Here is a 17,622-nt window from a genome sequence, read left to right as displayed (position 1 = left end):
ACTACATTAATATAAATTTATTAAAGCAATATTAGGAGAAACATAATTGATAATATTAATATTTTTGTTGTGTATTTCAATATTTTGCATTATATTCTTTTTATTTAAAAAGAAAAACATACTTATAACTATACTATTTTCATTATCTTTATTGTACTTTATACTTAATCCTGAAATATGTATAAACTCTACATTAAATGGAATAAAGATATTTTTTAATAAAGTATTTCCCTCTTTATTCCCATTTTTAATAATTTCAAATATAATAATTTCTTATGATGGTATTTCTATATATTCTAAACTTTTGGGTAGTATACTTTGTAAACCCTTAAGATTGCCTAAAGAATGTAGCTTCGTATTAATTATAAGTGCCTTATGCGGATATCCTCTTGGTGCAAAATATTGCTGTGATTTATATGAAAAAGGAATTATAGACTTTAACACTACTGAAAGGCTATTGAACATAGCATCAAATGCTAGTCCATTATTTATTGTTGGTGCAGTAGGTACTTCTATGCTTCAAAATCCTTACTTAGGATATTTATTGCTTATTTCTAACTATATATCTTGTATAATAATGGGTTTAATTCTTCCAAGTAAGATTACAAGTACAATAAATAAAAATTTTACAAATAAAGTGTCTGTTAATAAAAACATAGGAAATATATTGAAGGATAGTATTGAAAATTCTATAAAGACATGTTTATCTATAGGTGGATTTATAACTATTTTTTCAGTATTAAATACAATAATAAAAAATAATTTTTTATTTAATACACTAGTAAATAATATTAGTTTACTATTAAATATACCTAAAGAAGCAATTGAGGGTTTTTCTTTAGGATTAATAGAAATAACAAACGGCTGTAATATAATATCTTTAAATTACATAAACACATATTATAAACTAATAATAATAAGTTTTTTAATTGGTTTTAGCGGTATATCAATTATATCTCAAGTTTATTCTTTTACGTATAAATTTAATTTTTCTATAAAAAAATATACTTATAGAAAGTTAATTCAAAGTTTTATATGTGCTTTTACTACTATGCTATTATATACTTTTGGAATATTTAATTCATATATTCAAACTTTAAATACCAGTTATAAAAGCATATCTTGGCTTCAAAACTTGCTATTAATATTAATTGTATTACCTTTTATACTACATAACATAAAAAATTTATTTCATATTTCTTAAATCATTTATATTACTTTTTAAAATTTTAGAAGTTTCATTAAAATCTTCTTCCAGTGAATAAATCAAACTATCCATTTGATTTTTAAAATTTTCAATTATTATTTTGCTTTTTGAATTTATTTCTTTTTCTAATTCATTTATTACTTCTTCTGCATAATTTTTAGCACCATTTCTTATATTACTTGCATCCTTTTGAGCTGAGGTAACTATTTCCTCAGCTCTAGTAACCGCTTCCCTAGCAATATCATGATTTTCTATTTCTCTTCTTAACTTTTCTATATTTTGATTTTTAATAATTTCCGCTTCTTTTATAGCATCCTTTAATATTCTATCTTTTTCTTCTACAATCCATTGAGCTTTTTTAAGTTCATCTGGTAGTGAATTAATTATTTGATCCAATACACTTAAAATTTCTTTTTTATTTACTTTTACTTTGCCGCTAAAAGGTGCTTTATTAGAAGTCTCTATTATATCTACAAGGTATTCTATTAACTTTATTACTCTCATTACTTTTCCCTACCTCACTACTTTTTATCACCTTTTTTGTTCATTTACCCTTAAAATAATATTATTTTCTATGTTTTCAGGAACTAATCCTTTAATACATCCACCAAAAATAGCCACCTGTTTTACAGAAGATGAACTTACAAAAGAATACTTAGGATTAGTCATCATAGCTACAGTTTCTATAGTTGGATCTAATTTCTTATTCATTATTGACATTTGAAATTCATATTCAAAATCTGATACTGTTCTTATTCCTTTAATTATAATATTAGCATCTTTTGTTTTCATAAAATCTACTAATAGACCGCTAAAACTTTCCACCTTTACATTATGTATTCCATTAGTAACTTTTTTTATTAATTCTACTCTTTCTTCTATATCAAATAGTCCTTTTTTATCTGGATTTACAAGTACTGCAACTATTACTTCATCAAAAATCTTAGCTGATCTTATTATTATATCTAAATGTCCATTAGTTATAGGGTCAAAACTCCCAGGATAAACAGCCGTTTTCATTTTATTCCTCCTTATGCTTATAAAACACAATAGTTGTATTTCCGTATTTTCTATAATCGGTTAATGTTATATTTTCAGTACCTTTGTATAATTCTTCTTTTGAATCTATTTTAGTAACAATTATACCTTCTTCATCTAATAAATTCCCTTTGTCAATCATTTCTATAGCTAGAGGTATCATGTCTTTTAAATAAGGTGGATCTATAAAAATCAAATCAAAAATCTTATTATTGTTTTGAAAATATTTTAAAGCTTCATAAGAATCCATATTTAAACACTTACATATATTTTCAAACTTTAAATTTTCAACATTCTTTTTTAATAATTCAAATGTTTTTGTTCCTTTATCTACTAAATAACATTCTTTTGCTCCTCTACTAGCTGCTTCCAATCCCAAGCTTCCAGTGCCTGCAAACACATCCAATACTGTTGAATCATATACTCTAGTTTGAATAATATTAAATATAGATTCTTTTACTCTATCTAATGTAGGTCTTGTTTCCATTCCTTCTGGGGGTAAAAGTTTTCTCCCTTTAGCAAGACCTGCAATTATTCTCATTTTTGCTCCTGCCTCCTTTATAATGCTAAATTTATCACTAATTATTTTCTATTACATTTTAACACATATATTTATAATATACAAAGTTATTTATAAAAATTCATAGATTTAACATTTATATTATATAAATACTTTTACTTAAAAAATTAACACATTATTAAATAAAGAAATTAATTTAAATAAAAGTATTAATAATTCAACTATATTATTTACATTAAAAAAAGGAGCTAAATGCTCCTTTTTTTTATATTTTCTATTCATTATTGACTATCTATAAGCTGTTGTTCTGCCATTTCTACCATTCTTTTAACCATTTGTCCTCCAACAGAACCACATTCTTTTGAAGTCATATTACCCCAATATCCATTTTCAGGGATTTTTACTCCTATATCGTTAGCAACTTCATATTTAAATTGTTCTAATGCTTGCATAGCTTCCGGAACTGCTTTTTGATTTTTTGAACCTATATTATTATTCATTATAAAGCACCTCCATTAAATATTTTTTGATTTTTCTATATTTAATTTTGTACTATTATATTGCCCAATTATATGTCTTATAAACATGCAGTATAATGAATAATATATATTTTAATACTTTAATTATATATTTTAATTAAAGCAAATAAATTTTGAGGTTTCTTCTACATTTTTTAAAATTTTTTCTCTTAAAATTATATCATCTTCTTTTTTACTATGAATAAGTTTTTTAGCTTCAAAACTAGCTAATTTAAATAAATCTATATCCTCAATTATATTAGATAATATAAATTCCTTATCTCCATGTTGCTTATATCCAAATATTTCTCCACTACCTCTTATTTTAAAATCTTCTTCTGAAATATAAAAACCATCACTACTATTTTTCATTATATCTAATCTTCTTTTTATAATGCCAGTATTTATATTTGCTATTAATATGCAATAAGATTTATATTTTCCTCTTCCAACTCTTCCTCTTAATTGATGAAGTTGAGCTAATCCAAATCTTTCTGCATTTTCTATTATCATTAAAGAAGCGTTAGGAACATTTACACCAACTTCTATTACTGTAGTAGATACCAAAACTTTTATTTCATTATTTTTAAATTTATCCATTACTTCTTTTTTTTCTTTTCCATTCATTTTACCATGCAAAATAGCCATAGATATTTCACTAAAATACTTTTCTTTTAGACTATTATATAAATTTTCTACTGAAACTAAATTTGTATCTTCTTTATCTTCTACCAAAGGACATACTATGTATATTTGCCTTCCTAAATTTATTTGTTTTAAAGCAAATCTATATACTTTATCTTTTTCAGAAGATTTTACATAGCTAGTTTCTATACTTTGTCTTCCTGGTGGTAACTCATCGATAATAGAAACATCTAAATCGCCATATAAGTATAACGCTAATGTTCTGGGAATTGGAGTAGCTGTCATTACTAATACATCTGCATTATTGCCTTTGTTAAATAATTTATTTCTTTGCAAAACTCCAAATCTGTGTTGCTCATCTGTTACTACCATTCCTAAATTTTTAAACTCTACATCATCTTCTATTAAAGCATGAGTTCCTACTATTATGTCTATTTTACCTTCTCTTAAATTTTGCTTTATTATTTTTTTGTTTTTATCTGTTGTACTTCCACTTAATAATTCTACTTTTATATGAAAATCTTTTAAAATGTTATTAATTTCATTAAAATGTTGTATGGCTAATATTTCTGTAGGCGCCATTAAAACTGTTTGATATCCATTTTTTACTACATTAAACATTGTTATAATAGCTACTATAGTTTTTCCACTTCCCACATCACCTTGAACTAATCTGTTCATAGGAAATGGTTTTTTTTCATCTATTAATATTTCTCTAATAACTTTACTTTGAGATTTAGTAAGTAAAAAAGGTAATTTATTTTTTAAAATTTTTAGCTCAGAGGATATTTGGAATGATATTCCTTTTATGTTTTTTCTTAAATAATATTTAAGCATCAATACCTTTAAAGAATATGTAAATAATTCTTGAAATTTTAACCTTTTTCTAGCTTCCCTTAATTCCTTCATATTTAATGGATTGTGTATATTTCTAATAGCTTTATCCAAAGAACATAATTTATATTTATCAATTAATCCTTTAGGCAAATTTTCTTCTATATGTACTTTACTTAAAATTTCCTGTATTAATTTTACTATTGTATTATTTTTTAATCCTGCTTTTAATGGATACTTAGGTACAATTTTTGTACTATTATCTTGTACCTTATAAGCATTATTTATTACTTTAGCATTTAATAAATTTATTTCTCCCCTATATTCTTGAATTTTACCAATAACTGTATAATTATTGTTTATTTTAAAACTTTTTTTTATGTAAGGTTGATTAAACCATTTTCCTTTTATAATATTTTCTCCATTAGAAAATATTATAGTAGATAGTATTTTACCACTTCTAGTCCTATAATCTCTTTTTATTTCTAAAACTTTACATTTTATAATTACCTTATTATTACTGCCGCTTCTTAAATCTTTACATAAATATATATTTTCATAATCTCTAGGAAAATATAAAAGTAAATCTAAAATATTGAATATACAACATTTTTCTAATAACTCTTTTTTTTTAGGACCAACTCCTTTTATAGAGCTTACATCACTATAAATATCCATTTTATCACTCCTGCTAAAAAAAGTTATAATAAAAGAATAAAAGCCCTCTAAAGGCTTTTTTTATTCTACAGAAATAATAAAGTAATATAGAGGTTGTTTTCCATTATAAAACTGCACATCTATTTCATCATACTTTTCTTCTATTTTATTTAAATAATTTTCTACTTCCTCTTCTTTACAATCTTCTCCATAAAATACTGTTATTAATTCACTTTCTTCTGTTATCATATTGTCAATTAACTTATCACATATATCATATATATTATTACCTACTTCTTTTATTTCTCCATTTAATATACCTAATATATCTCCTTCTTTTATTTCTCCAGTGTCTATTTCAGTATCCCTTACAGCATATGTAACATAAGCTGTTTTAACATTCTTTATAGCATTCTCCATATTAATTACATTTTTATCTAACTCTAACTGGCTATTAAAAGTTGTTATTGCTGTTATTCCTTCTGGTATAGTTTTAGTAGGTAAAACCACTATATTTTTCTCTGTAAGTTCCTTAGCTTGGTTAGCAGCCATTATAATATTTTTGTTATTTGGAAATATAAATATATTCTTTGCATTTATTTTATTTATAGCATCTAATATATCTTGAGTACTTGGATTCATTGTTTGACCGCCATGAATTACAAAATCTACATTAAGATCTTTAAATATATTAGTTATTCCCTCACCTAATGCAACAGATATAAATCCATATTCTTTTTCTTCTTTTAAATTATTTTTAGAATCACTATTATTTTCATCTACTATATGCCTATGTTGTTCTCTCATATTGTCAATTTTTATTTTAGATAATTCTCCTAATTTTATAGCTTTTGATAATACTAATCCTGGATCATTAGTATGTATATGTACTTTAACTATATCTTCTTCTCCTACTACTATCATGGAATCTCCATGATGTGATAAATCATTTCTTAATTTATCTATATCAACTTCAGAAGAGCGAATAAAAAATTCAGTACAATATCCATACATTATATTTTCAATATCTAAATTCTTAGTTTCTATTTCTTTTATATCAGAAGTATCTTCTTTTATAGATACAGATTCTTTTCCATCCTTTAATATTTCATACATACCTTTTAAAATAATTAAAAGCCCTGCTCCTCCTGCATCTACAACTTTAGCCTTTTTTAAAACTGGAAGCATATCAGGAGTTTTGTTTAAAACAGTTTCACTATAACTGCAAATTTCCGCCATTAATTCTTCTATATTTTGTTTATTACTTTTAACAGCTGCTTCTCCTGCTGCTTTAATTATAGTAAGTATTGTACCTTCAGTAGGTCTCATTACTGCTTTATATGCAGATTTTGCCCCTTCCATTATACTATCTGCAAATTCTATAGAGTTTGCTTCTTTTTTATTTTCTAATGCTTTAGCTATTCCTCTAAAAATTTGAGATAATATAACACCTGAATTACCTCTTGCACCCATTAAAGCCCCTTTTGATAATCTTTTAGCCACTTCTCCTATAGATTTATCTTTTACGTCTTTTATTTCTAATACTGCAGCCTTAAAAGTCATAGACATATTAGTTCCTGTATCCCCATCTGGCACTGGAAAAACATTTAAGGAATTAACATAATCCTTATTTTCTTCTAATTTATTACTGGCATTTATAAGCATATTATATAACATTTGTCCATCAATATTTAAACACTCCATTGAATAATTACCTCCTAAACTCTGACACCTTGAACATTCACTGTAATACTTGAAACTTTTAATCCTGTATAATTTTCAACATTATAGCGTATTCTTTGTATTATATTATTAGCTATAACAGATATTTTAGTACCATATTCTACTATTATATATAAATCAATGTGTAACTTATCTTCTTTATAACTAATTTTTACTCCCTTACTATAGCTTCCACCTCTTATTAGCTCCCAAAATCCATCAGTAGCATTTCTAGAAGCCATTCCAACTACTCCATAACATTCCATAGTTGAAACTCCAACTATATTAGCTAATACTTCTTCTGAATAGTTTATATATCCATATTCATTGGTAATATTTCCTACCATAATACCCCTCCTTTTATAAACTATATATGTATTTTATCTTAAATGTTAAAATTATTCAAGAAAATAATATTAATAGTATCATATTTGTACTTGCAAAAAATATATTTTATATGATACAATAATATTTGTTTGAATTGAAAAAATTGGGGAAATTATTCTTCACAATTTTTAAGGAGGTGTTTTCAAAATGTCAAGAAAATGCGATATATGCGGAAAAGGCGTTATATCTGGTGTACAATACAGCCATTCTCATCGTCAATCAAAAAGAAAATGGGCTCCAAATATTAAAAGAGTAAAAGCTATAGTTTCTGGAACACCTAAAACTATACATGTTTGTACAAGATGCCTTCGTTCAGGTAAGGTTCAACGTGCTATATAAAGATAAAAAATGCAGTTGTAATTTAAACAATTGCATTTTTTATTTTTACTTACTTTTCTTAAATATTTTTAGGATATTAGATAAAAATTTAGGTAATTTTATTGCTAATATCTTCATTGTCTACCTCCTTAACTATGCTCCATTAAGTACCAACCACAATATATTAATCCTCCACCTAATGCTAACATCCATCCCCAACATGGGATAATAATAGATACTACTATTCCTACTCCTATACAAATAACAGCTATTCCTAATTTTTCTTTTTTACTTTTTTTAGACATATTATTATCCCCCAACAATTACTCTAATATTAGTATATGAAGTTTATATGATTTTGTTACTTAAATAATTATTAAAATGAGCTAAATTTCAACATTTATAAAATATTGAAATTTAGCTCATTTTAATTTTTCACAATTAATTGTCTTTACTAAACATTATTAAAATAATACCTGTTTTAAAATCTATATGCACTAGGTCATCTAAAAATTGATTAGATATAGTTAAAGGATCACCTATTTTTAAATTATAGTTTGTAAGTTCATACTTGCATCCTCTTAATGTTAATCCTTTAACCTCATTACAATAAGCTTGAATAGAAAAATCCTCACCTTTTTCGCCTTTTACACTTAAAGGTTTATTTGAAATAAATATTATATTATTATTATCCCTTATACTAGCCTTTATATTTAAATTAAGACATCTTAATAATAATCCTATATTCCCTAAAATATGGTCTAATCTAGATCCTGTACAACCTAATAAAACAATTTCATCTGAAAATAACTCTATAGCCTTTTTAATACAAAGCTCTGTATCTGTATCATCTTTGTCTTTTGGATACATTTCTATAATACAACTTTCTTTTTTATAAAAATCAAATACATTTTTATCTATAGAATCAAAATCACCTATTAAATAGTGTGGCTTTATATTATAATTATATAAACAATTTGCACCACTATCAGCACAAACTAAATATGTAGCATCTTCTAGTTCTTTGTTTATTAAATCAAAAGAAGGAGGACTGCCACCAGCTACTATAACTGTTTTCATACTAATGCACCTCTTAATTGTTTTATATTACTTTCAATATGATTATTTTTAAATACAGCTGAACCAGCTACTATAACATTTGCACCCTTACTTACAACTTCTTTTATATTATCTTTTGTTATTCCTCCATCTACCTGTATCATAAGATTAGGATTAAATTTATCTGCTAAATCTTTTACTTCTTCTATCTTCTTAGAACAATAAGAAATATATTTTTGTCCTCCAAATCCAGGATTAACAGACATTATAAGTACCATATCTAAATCTGAAATTATATCCTTTATTAAATTTACTGATGTACCTGGATTTAAAGCTACTGATGCTTTAATTCCAAAACTTTTAATATAATTTATAGTTCTATCAATATGTTTATCTGCTTCATAATGTACAGTTATAATATCTGCTCCTGCTTTTGCAAAATCTTCTATGTATCTTGAAGGATCTTCAATCATTAAATGAACATCAAATGGTATTTTAGTTAAAGTTTTAATTGACTTCATTATAGGAGTTCCAAAGGATATGTTTGGAACAAACATACCATCCATAACATCTATGTGTATTAATTCTATATTATTCTTTTCTAATTCTTTAATTTCATTACCTAATTTAGAAAAATCTGCGGATAAAATTGATGGTGCTAATTTTATCATTTTATACTCCTCCTGTTCATAATCTTTTCTAATGTGTCTATATAAAAATTGTATCTAATTTCACTTATTTTTTTCTTCTTAACTGCTTCTTTTACAGAGCATACTGGTTCTTTATAGTGTAGGCACCCTCTAAATTTACATAAATTTAGATAGTCTGTAAACTCAGGAAAGCAAAATTGAAATTCATTTTTATCTATAAATTGTATGTCTAAAGAAGAAAATCCTGGGGTATCCACTATAAATCCTTCATCTATTTCAATTAACTCGCTATGTCTAGTAGTATGTTTTCCTCTTAATATTTTTTCACTTATACCTCCTGTTTCCATTAATTCTTTTCCCACTATCTTATTTAATATAGTAGACTTTCCTACTCCTGAAGGACCGCAAAAAACAGTTATATTATCCTTTAGTTTATCTTTTATCAAATCTATTCCTTCATTATCTTTAGCTTTTAAAAATATTAATTCATACTTTGCACTTTTAATCATATCTGCTATTTCACTTATTTCACTTTCGGAAGTTACTAAGTCCATTTTATTCAAACATACTATAATTTTTAAATTATTAAATTCACAAGAAACCAATATTTTATTTAACAAGTTTAAATTTATTTCCGGATTTTTAGCAGAAAATACTACTACTGCTTGGGTAACATTTGCTACTGCAGGTCTAATTAATTTATTAAATCTAGATTGTATTTTGTCAATTACTCCTTTTCCGTTATTTACAGTTATTTCTACTTTGTCACCTACCATAGGGGTAAGCTCATTGTGTCTAAACTTACCCCTTGCTTTACATTCAATTACTTTATCTTCAACTTTTACATAATAAAATCCACCTATACCTTTTAATATAACACCTTCCATATACTTTCCCCTTTATTTAATTTTTAGAAGTTTTTTCATTTTTGTTAGTCTTACTTCCATTAGTGTTATTATTATCTCCACTATTTTTATTATTATTTTCACTGCCTGGATCATTTTTTATATTACTTTCATCCTCAGAAGGCTTACCTATATTATCATCACTTGGTTTTTCAATAGGATTCTTTGGAGGAATATTTACAGGTTCTTTATACTTATAATATGTTATATTTACAGAACTGCCTTCTTTAACTGTTGTAGAAGCATCAATACTTTGAGATTCAATTTTTCCATCTAAACTTTTATTATTTGTATCTACTGAAGATATATTTCCTATTTTTAAACCAGCATTTATAATAGCTGATTTTCCTTCTTCTAAAGATTTTCCTTGAACATTTGGAACTGCAACATCTTTTTTTCTAGGACCACTACTTACAACTAAATCTATACTTAGCCCTTTTTCCACGTCTTTTATAGGTTTAGGTGATTGTGAAATTACAAGATTGCTAGCTACAAAATCACTATTATTATAAGTTATATTTCCTACTTTAAATCCACTAGAAATAATAATATCCTTAGCCTCTTTTAAATTCATTCCTTCCACATTAGGCAAAGTAACCTTATCTCCACCACTTACTATTACTCTTACATCTGAATTCTTTTTTATTTTAGTACCTTCCTCAGGATAACACTTTAATACTATTCCTTCTGGTTTATCGCTCTTCTGATTTTCAATTACTACAAATTTTAACCCTTTTTCTTCTACTTTTTTTCTAGCTTCACTTTGATTTAATCCTACTATTTTAGGAATTTGTACTTCTTTAGCTGATGTATTATTAACTGCTAAAAATCCTGCAATAGCTCCTATTACAATTATTAAAACAGATACTATTCCACTTATTAATTTTTTCTTATTTAATCCTTTTCTTTTACCTAAAGTCTTGTTTTTATCTTTTTTATCATATTCATCATAATCAAAATCTTCAAAATCATCATCGTCATCATCATTATTATCATCATTTTGAGAATTTAAAAAATCTTTTTTGTTTTCTACTATAATAGGATCCATTATTCTAGTCATATCATTTTCTAAATAATTTGTATTTATATTTAATTTTTCATTATGCTTTATTTTTTTTAAATCTTCAATTATATCTTTAGCGTTTTTATATCTTTTAATAGACTCTTTTTCTAATGCTTTTAATATTAAACTATTTAAGTCTTCTGATATATTTTGATTTAATTTCTTAGGCGGAATAGGAATTTCTTGTATGTGTTTTAATGCAATTGATACTGGACTTTCTCCATCAAAAGGAACTTTTCCTGTAACCATTTCATAAATTACTACTCCTAAAGAATATATATCTGTTTTAGAGTCTACATAACTACCTTTAGCTTGCTCTGGTGAAAAATAATGAGCTGAACCCATAACTTTGCTAGAATTAGTAATTGTTACAGAATTAGAAGCTTTAGCTATGCCAAAATCAGTAACCTTAACTATTCCATATTCATTTACAAGAATATTGTGAGGCTTTATATCTCTATGTATTATATTATTTTTATGTGCACAATCTAAAGCTTTAGCTATTTGCATAGCTATTTCTACTGCTTTTTGAGAACTAAGCCTACCTTCTTGTACTATAATTTCTTTTAGAGTCTTTCCTTTTACATATTCTAATACTATATAATTTATATCTCCCTGAGAACCTACATCGTATATATCTACTATATTATCATCTGAAAGACTTGCTGCTGCAGTAGCCTCTCTTTTAAATTTTTTAACAAATTCTGCATCTTGCGAAAATTCTTTTTTTAATATTTTTACTGCTACAAAACGATTTAACTTATGGCATTTAGCTTTATAAACTTCTGCCATGCCACCTTCTCCTATTTTTTCCAACAACTCATATCTGTCTCCTAATAAACTACCTATCATCTTTACACTCTCCTTCAAATACAATAACAGATATATTATCTCTTCCGCCTTTTAGTTTACTTAATTTTATTAGTTCTCTACAAGATTTTTCATTATCATTATTAGTAACAATGTTTTCTATTTCTTTTGTAGTAACTTCATTTGTAAGTCCATCTGTACATAAAATTACTTTTTTTATGTCTTTTAAATCAATTTTATATACATCTATATCTACAATTTTATTTGTTCCTAGTGCTCTAGTTATTACATTTTTATTAGGATGATATATTGCTTCTTCTTCCGATATACTTCCATTATCTACTAATTGCTGAACTAAAGAGTGATCTTTTGTTACTTTTACTATTTTATTATCTTTAATTACATAGCATCTGCTATCACCTACATTAGCTACTAACATAGTGGATTCCTTTATTAAACAAGCCGTAATAGTTGTCCCCATTCCTTTTAAACTTTTATTGCTCTGAGCTAAATCATATATCTTTTTATTAGCACACTCTATTCCTTTAATTAATATATATTTCATATCTTTTACACTTTCATCTTTATATTGAGTTTTTATATAATTAATGGTAGTATCTACTGCTATTTTACTAGCAACTTCTCCAGCATTATGACCACCCATGCCATCAGCAATTACATATATACTTTTATTATCACCTTTAAAATATCCAACTGAGTCTTCATTTATAGATCTAACATTTCCTACATCTGATAGTATCCCCACCATACTCTACACTCCTTTTAATAAATTGTTATTGGAATTTATATAGCTTCTTCTAAGTTGACCACAAGCAGCATTTATGTCTGAGCCCATTTCTCTTCTTATAGTAGTTTCTATGCCATTTTTAATTAAAATATGGCTAAATTCCTTTATACTTTCGGTGGTAGATTTCTTTAATTTATTTTCTTTCACTTCATTAATTGGTATTAAATTAACATGGCATAAAATATTTTTTAACAAATTACTTAATTTTTCAGCATGTATTTTGCTATCATTTAATCCTTTTACTAAAGCATATTCAAAAGTTATTCTTCTATTTGTTTTATTTATATAATATTTACAAGCTTCTAGTATTTCTTTAATAGAATATTTATTAGCAATAGGCATAGTTTTTCTTCTTAGTTCATCATCTGGAGCATGTAAAGAAATTGCCAATGTTATTTGCAATTCATTTTCTGCCAATTTTATAATGTTAGGTACTATTCCACAAGTAGAAAGTGTTATATGTCTTTGTCCTATATTAAGCCCATATTTTTCATTTATAGTATGTATAAATTTCAACGTATTATCATAATTATCTAATGGTTCACCACTTCCCATCATTACTACATTAGATATTCTTTCACCTATGCTCTCAGATGCTTTAATAATTTGTCCTAAAATTTCTCCAGATGTTAAATTTCTAACCATACCATCTATTGTAGAAGCACAAAATTTACATCCCATTCTACAACCTACTTGAGTAGAAACACAAATGGTATTTCCATGTTTATATTTCATAACTACTGATTCTATTAAGTTATCATCTTTTAGCTTAAATAAAAATTTGTAAGTATCTTTATTTTTAGATTCATACTTTTTTATTATACTAGGAAGTCCTATATAAAATGCTTTATTTAATTTATTTATAGTAGTTTTAGGCATATTTTTCATGTCTTCAAATTTTTCTGTATATTTATATATCCAATCAAATATTTGTTTGGCTCTAAAACTATTTTCTTTATTTTTTGTCATCCAATCTTTTAATTCTTCCATATTATAATCCAAAATATTCTCCATCAATTCACACCTACCAATTTCTTATAAACTTAGCTATAAAAAAACCATCCATATTATTACCAGGTATTATTGTAGCAAATCCCTTTTCATCATATATTATATTATCTAACTTCCCATAATAAACTGGTACTAATTTAAACTGAGGAAAATTATCTAAAAACCATTTTATATTCTTCTCATTTTCATTTTTATTTAATGTGCAAGTAGAATATACTAATATTCCTCCTAATTTTGTGTATTTTGCTGCATTAGTCATAATCTTTCTTTGTATATCAATTAATTTATTTGTATTTTGGGAATTTTTATTCCATTTAATTTCTGGTTTTTTCCTAATTATTCCCAATCCAGAACAAGGCACATCTATTAGAATTCTATCTGCTCTATTAATTAATTCTTTATTTAAAATACTAGCATCCATTACACTACATACTATATTGTCAATACCTAATCTTTCTGAATTTTCTTTAATAAATCTCATTTTACTTTTGTGTACATCGTAGGCATAAACTCTTCCAGTATTATTCATAATTTCTGAAATATGAGTGGACTTTCCTCCAGGAGCACTGCATAAATCTAACACATTAAAATTTTCCTCTAAATCTAAGCTAGGTGCTACTAACATAGCACTTTCATCTTGTACCGTTATCATTCCCTCTTTGAATAATGGATTACTCTCTATATTTTTTCCTTTTATTATTTTAATAGCTTCTGGACACACACTACCCTCTTCTATTGTGTATCCAAATTTACTAAGACTATGCCATGCTTCTTCATAATTAGTTTTTAAATCATTAACTCTTACCGTTACAGCCGGAGTCTTATTTGATTCATTAAGAATTTTCTCTGTAATTTCTTTTCCATATTGTTTATTAAACATTTTTACCATCCAAGGATGAAAAGAATATTTAAAACTAAGTTTTTCTACTATATCTTTAGAATTACAGTATGTTATTTTTTTATTTCTTAAATAATTTCTAAGCACAGCATTCACAAGTTTACTTAATTTAGGATTTTTAATTTTTGTTAATTCTACAGACTCATTTACTGCTGCAAAATCAGGTATTTTATTTAAATACCTGATTTGATATATAGCAGTTCTTAAAATATTCAGTATATATCCATCTATACTATCAGTTTTCTTTATATAATAACTAATAATTTTATCAATTGAATATTTGTATTTTAAAGTTCCATAAACAATTTCTGTAACTAAACCTTTATCTTTATCATTTAATTTACAGTTTTTAAGTTTATTATTTAATTCTATATTAGAGTAAGCTCCATCATATATAACTTGTTGCAAAACATCTATAGCTATTTTTCTTGCACTATCCATAAATATACCTCTTTATTTTAAATTTAATCATTTCTAGCTCTACTTATAATTATTAATCTTAATAATTGTGATATTGCAGTTATTGCAGCAGCCACATAAGTCATAGCAGCAGCTCGTAAAACTGCTTTAGCGCCTTTCAGTTCATTATCATAAAGTATAGCTTTTGTAGATAAAATTTTAAGTGCTCTACTAGAAGCATCTAATTCTACTGGCAATGTTATTAATTGAAAAAGTACTACTGCTGTAAAAAGTAATATTCCCACATTTACAAGACTTCCTATTCCAAATAATATTCCTAAAAAAAATAATATCCAAGATGCATTAGAACTAAAATTTACTATAGGAACAATTGAATTTCTTATTATTAAAGGAGAATATTTTTCTTTATGTTGTATTGCATGACCTGTTTCATGAGCTGCTACACCAATTGATGCTACTGAAGTACCATAAAACACTTCTTGCGAAAGTCTCATGACTCTATTAACAGGGTCATAGTGATCTGTTAATTTCCCGCTCACTATTTCTACTGGTACATCAAATAATCCACTACTATCTAATAAATTTCTTGCTACTTGAGCACCAGTATATCCATTTGCACTATTATAATTAGAATACTTATTAAAAGTAGAAGATACTTTTAATTGAGCCCATGAAGCTATAATTAAAGCTGGTATTAGTATTATAAATGTAGGATCCCAAAACATAATATACCTCCTTTTACAAAACTATTTTAATACTATATCTGTTTTTATTTCATGTCCATTTATATAATCTTTAACTTTCATAGATTTACTTCCTGGAAACTGTAATTTTGTAATTAAAAGCATTCCCTGTCCACACTGAACTTTTACACCATCTTTAGATACACTTACTATATGTCCTGGATTAAATTTACTTTCTTCATTAATAACACAAGCTTCATGTATCTTCATATTTTTATCAATATATTGAGTATATGCAATTGGCCATGGATTTAATCCTTTAATTAAATTATTTATTTCCATATTAGTTTTATTCCAATTTATTTTAGCCATTTTTTTATCTAACATACTAGCATAACAACTTTTACTATCATCTTGTTTTTCAGGTTTTATACTTCCTTCAGCTATTGATTTTATAGTTTTAACCAATAATTTTGCTCCATCCTTCATTAAAATATCATGAAGTTCTCCTGCTGTCATAGTTTCATCTATTTCAAATTCGCTTTTCAAAAGTATATCTCCCGTATCCAATCCTTCTGCCATAAACATTGTAGTATTTCCACTTTTCTTTTCTCCTTTTATTATAGCCCAATTTATAGGAGCTGCTCCTCTATATTTAGGTAAAAGTGATGCATGCAAATTGATACATCCATATTTAGGAATATGTAAAATCTCTTTAGATAATATCTGTCCATAAGCTACTACTATTATAAAATCTGGACACATATCCTTTAATATTTTTACACATTCTTCATCTTTTTTTATATTAACAGGTTGATATACAAGTATATTATTTTTTAATGCAACTTCTTTTATAGGAGAAACAGACATTTTTTTGCCTCTTCCTTTAGGTCTATCTGGTTGAGTAAATACCGCCTCTACCTTAAACTCTTTAATTAACTCTTCTAAAGATGGAACCGAAAACTCTGGTGTGCCCATAAAAACTATTTTCATATTTATTCATTCGCTCCTTTTGCTATTTTATCTATAAAAAGTACACCATTTAAGTGATCTATTTCATGACAAAATGCTCTAGCTAACAGACCACTTCCTTCTAAAATAACTTCTTTTCCTTCTCTATTTAAAGCTTTTACCTTTACTTTTTCAGGCCTTTCTACAAATTCTTGCCTTCCTGGTACACTTAAGCATCCTTCTGCATCTAAATAACTACCTTGTTTTTCTATTATTTCTGGATTTACTAAGTAAATAGGACCTTGACCTACATCAATTACAACTACTCTTTTTAGTATACCTACTTGAGGTCCAGCTAATCCTACTCCTTGATTTTTATACATTGTTTCAACCATATCATCTAATAAAGTTAATATTCTATCATCTATTTCCTTTATTTCTCTACTTTTTTTTCTTAATATTTCGTCTCCGTATTTTCTTATATTTCTTAAAGCCATTTATTAACCCTCCATATAATT

Annotated in this window: 21 protein-coding genes; 2 read left to right on the top strand and 19 right to left on the bottom strand. The window is 25.9% G+C overall.

The features are described from left to right. The first annotated feature begins 46 nt into the window (after window positions 1-46). The gene (gene ylbJ / locus CLOACE_RS00175; RefSeq protein WP_070109023.1) at window positions 47-1,204 is read left to right on the top strand and encodes a sporulation integral membrane protein YlbJ; all 1,158 of its coding nucleotides are present in this window, start codon (window positions 47-49) and stop codon (window positions 1,202-1,204) included. On the opposite strand, the gene CLOACE_RS00170 is transcribed toward ylbJ, so the two are convergent. The 7 genes from CLOACE_RS00170 to CLOACE_RS00140 all read right to left on the bottom strand — a co-directional run bounded on the left by CLOACE_RS00170 (window position 1,187) and on the right by CLOACE_RS00140 (window position 7,488). Then, entirely contained in the window at window positions 1,187-1,711 is a 525-nt protein-coding gene (locus CLOACE_RS00170) for an ATPase (protein WP_070109022.1), read from the bottom strand. The genes ylbJ and CLOACE_RS00170 overlap by 18 nt on opposite strands. A gap of 27 nt (window positions 1,712-1,738) precedes the next feature. After that, window positions 1,739-2,227 carry a pantetheine-phosphate adenylyltransferase gene (gene coaD / locus CLOACE_RS00165; protein WP_070109021.1) on the bottom strand — a complete coding sequence of 163 codons (489 nt, stop codon included), beginning with the start codon at window positions 2,225-2,227 and terminating at the stop codon, window positions 1,739-1,741. Between the two features lies 1 nt (window position 2,228). Further along, window positions 2,229-2,786, bottom strand: coding sequence for a 16S rRNA (guanine(966)-N(2))-methyltransferase RsmD (gene rsmD / locus CLOACE_RS00160; protein ID WP_070109020.1), 558 nt, complete (start codon window positions 2,784-2,786; stop codon window positions 2,229-2,231). 260 nt (window positions 2,787-3,046) lie between these two features. Next, complete coding sequence (locus tag CLOACE_RS00155) at window positions 3,047-3,265, bottom strand: alpha/beta-type small acid-soluble spore protein (protein ID WP_070109019.1); 219 nt, start codon at window positions 3,263-3,265, stop codon at window positions 3,047-3,049. Between the two features lie 132 nt (window positions 3,266-3,397). Beyond that, window positions 3,398-5,440 carry an ATP-dependent DNA helicase RecG gene (gene recG / locus CLOACE_RS00150; RefSeq protein ID WP_070109018.1) on the bottom strand — a complete coding sequence of 681 codons (2,043 nt, stop codon included), beginning with the start codon at window positions 5,438-5,440 and terminating at the stop codon, window positions 3,398-3,400. Window positions 5,441-5,500: 60 nt separating this feature from the next. Next, a complete protein-coding gene (locus tag CLOACE_RS00145; RefSeq protein WP_070109017.1) occupies window positions 5,501-7,123 on the bottom strand; it encodes a DAK2 domain-containing protein in 1,623 nt (540 codons plus the stop codon). Between the two features lie 14 nt (window positions 7,124-7,137). After that, window positions 7,138-7,488: an Asp23/Gls24 family envelope stress response protein gene (locus CLOACE_RS00140; RefSeq protein ID WP_070109016.1), complete on the bottom strand. Its 351-nt coding sequence runs from the start codon at window positions 7,486-7,488 to the stop codon at window positions 7,138-7,140. A 187-nt stretch (window positions 7,489-7,675) separates the two neighbouring features. On the opposite strand from CLOACE_RS00140, the gene rpmB reads away from it, so the two are divergent. Then, window positions 7,676-7,867 (top strand): 50S ribosomal protein L28, encoded by a 192-nt coding sequence (gene rpmB / locus CLOACE_RS00135; RefSeq protein WP_070109015.1) that lies wholly within the window; start codon window positions 7,676-7,678, stop codon window positions 7,865-7,867. A 45-nt stretch (window positions 7,868-7,912) separates the two neighbouring features. Here the strand turns inward: rpmB and spoVM are convergent, their stop codons facing one another. From spoVM to def, 12 genes are all read right to left on the bottom strand, one after another. Next, window positions 7,913-7,984, bottom strand: a complete 72-nt coding sequence (spoVM, locus tag CLOACE_RS12105; protein WP_101495353.1) for a stage V sporulation protein SpoVM — start codon at window positions 7,982-7,984, stop codon at window positions 7,913-7,915. An 11-nt stretch (window positions 7,985-7,995) separates the two neighbouring features. Next, the gene (locus CLOACE_RS11685) at window positions 7,996-8,151 is read right to left on the bottom strand and encodes a hypothetical protein (protein WP_175429413.1); all 156 of its coding nucleotides are present in this window, start codon (window positions 8,149-8,151) and stop codon (window positions 7,996-7,998) included. Window positions 8,152-8,287: 136 nt separating this feature from the next. Beyond that, a complete protein-coding gene (locus tag CLOACE_RS00125; protein WP_070109014.1) occupies window positions 8,288-8,926 on the bottom strand; it encodes a thiamine diphosphokinase in 639 nt (212 codons plus the stop codon). Further along, window positions 8,923-9,576, bottom strand: a complete 654-nt coding sequence (gene rpe / locus CLOACE_RS00120; RefSeq protein WP_070109013.1) for a ribulose-phosphate 3-epimerase — start codon at window positions 9,574-9,576, stop codon at window positions 8,923-8,925. Before rpe ends, CLOACE_RS00125 begins: the two co-directional genes overlap by 4 nt. Then, the gene (rsgA, locus tag CLOACE_RS00115; RefSeq protein ID WP_070109012.1) at window positions 9,573-10,442 is read right to left on the bottom strand and encodes a ribosome small subunit-dependent GTPase A; all 870 of its coding nucleotides are present in this window, start codon (window positions 10,440-10,442) and stop codon (window positions 9,573-9,575) included. Before rsgA ends, rpe begins: the two co-directional genes overlap by 4 nt. Before the next feature lie 16 nt (window positions 10,443-10,458). Then, a complete protein-coding gene (gene pknB, locus CLOACE_RS00110) occupies window positions 10,459-12,375 on the bottom strand; it encodes a Stk1 family PASTA domain-containing Ser/Thr kinase (protein ID WP_070109011.1) in 1,917 nt (638 codons plus the stop codon). Further along, window positions 12,365-13,102, bottom strand: coding sequence for a Stp1/IreP family PP2C-type Ser/Thr phosphatase (locus tag CLOACE_RS00105; RefSeq protein ID WP_070109010.1), 738 nt, complete (start codon window positions 13,100-13,102; stop codon window positions 12,365-12,367). Before CLOACE_RS00105 ends, pknB begins: the two co-directional genes overlap by 11 nt. A gap of 3 nt (window positions 13,103-13,105) precedes the next feature. Continuing rightward, the gene (gene rlmN, locus CLOACE_RS00100; protein ID WP_070109009.1) at window positions 13,106-14,155 is read right to left on the bottom strand and encodes a dual-specificity RNA methyltransferase RlmN; all 1,050 of its coding nucleotides are present in this window, start codon (window positions 14,153-14,155) and stop codon (window positions 13,106-13,108) included. A 10-nt stretch (window positions 14,156-14,165) separates the two neighbouring features. Next, window positions 14,166-15,491: a 16S rRNA (cytosine(967)-C(5))-methyltransferase RsmB gene (gene rsmB / locus CLOACE_RS00095; protein WP_070109008.1), complete on the bottom strand. Its 1,326-nt coding sequence runs from the start codon at window positions 15,489-15,491 to the stop codon at window positions 14,166-14,168. Between the two features lie 23 nt (window positions 15,492-15,514). Beyond that, window positions 15,515-16,195 (bottom strand): zinc metallopeptidase, encoded by a 681-nt coding sequence (locus tag CLOACE_RS00090; protein ID WP_070109007.1) that lies wholly within the window; start codon window positions 16,193-16,195, stop codon window positions 15,515-15,517. A 21-nt stretch (window positions 16,196-16,216) separates the two neighbouring features. Further along, the gene (fmt, locus tag CLOACE_RS00085; protein ID WP_070109006.1) at window positions 16,217-17,146 is read right to left on the bottom strand and encodes a methionyl-tRNA formyltransferase; all 930 of its coding nucleotides are present in this window, start codon (window positions 17,144-17,146) and stop codon (window positions 16,217-16,219) included. 2 nt (window positions 17,147-17,148) lie between these two features. Beyond that, window positions 17,149-17,601, bottom strand: a complete 453-nt coding sequence (def, locus tag CLOACE_RS00080; protein ID WP_070109005.1) for a peptide deformylase — start codon at window positions 17,599-17,601, stop codon at window positions 17,149-17,151. Window positions 17,602-17,622 lie beyond the last annotated feature (21 nt).

This window comes from Clostridium acetireducens DSM 10703, assembly GCF_001758365.1.
Lineage (GTDB): Bacteria > Bacillota > Clostridia > Clostridiales > Clostridiaceae > Clostridium_C > Clostridium_C acetireducens.
Note: the sequence above shows the minus strand (reverse complement) of the source record. Positions and strands in the feature narration are given on the sequence as shown.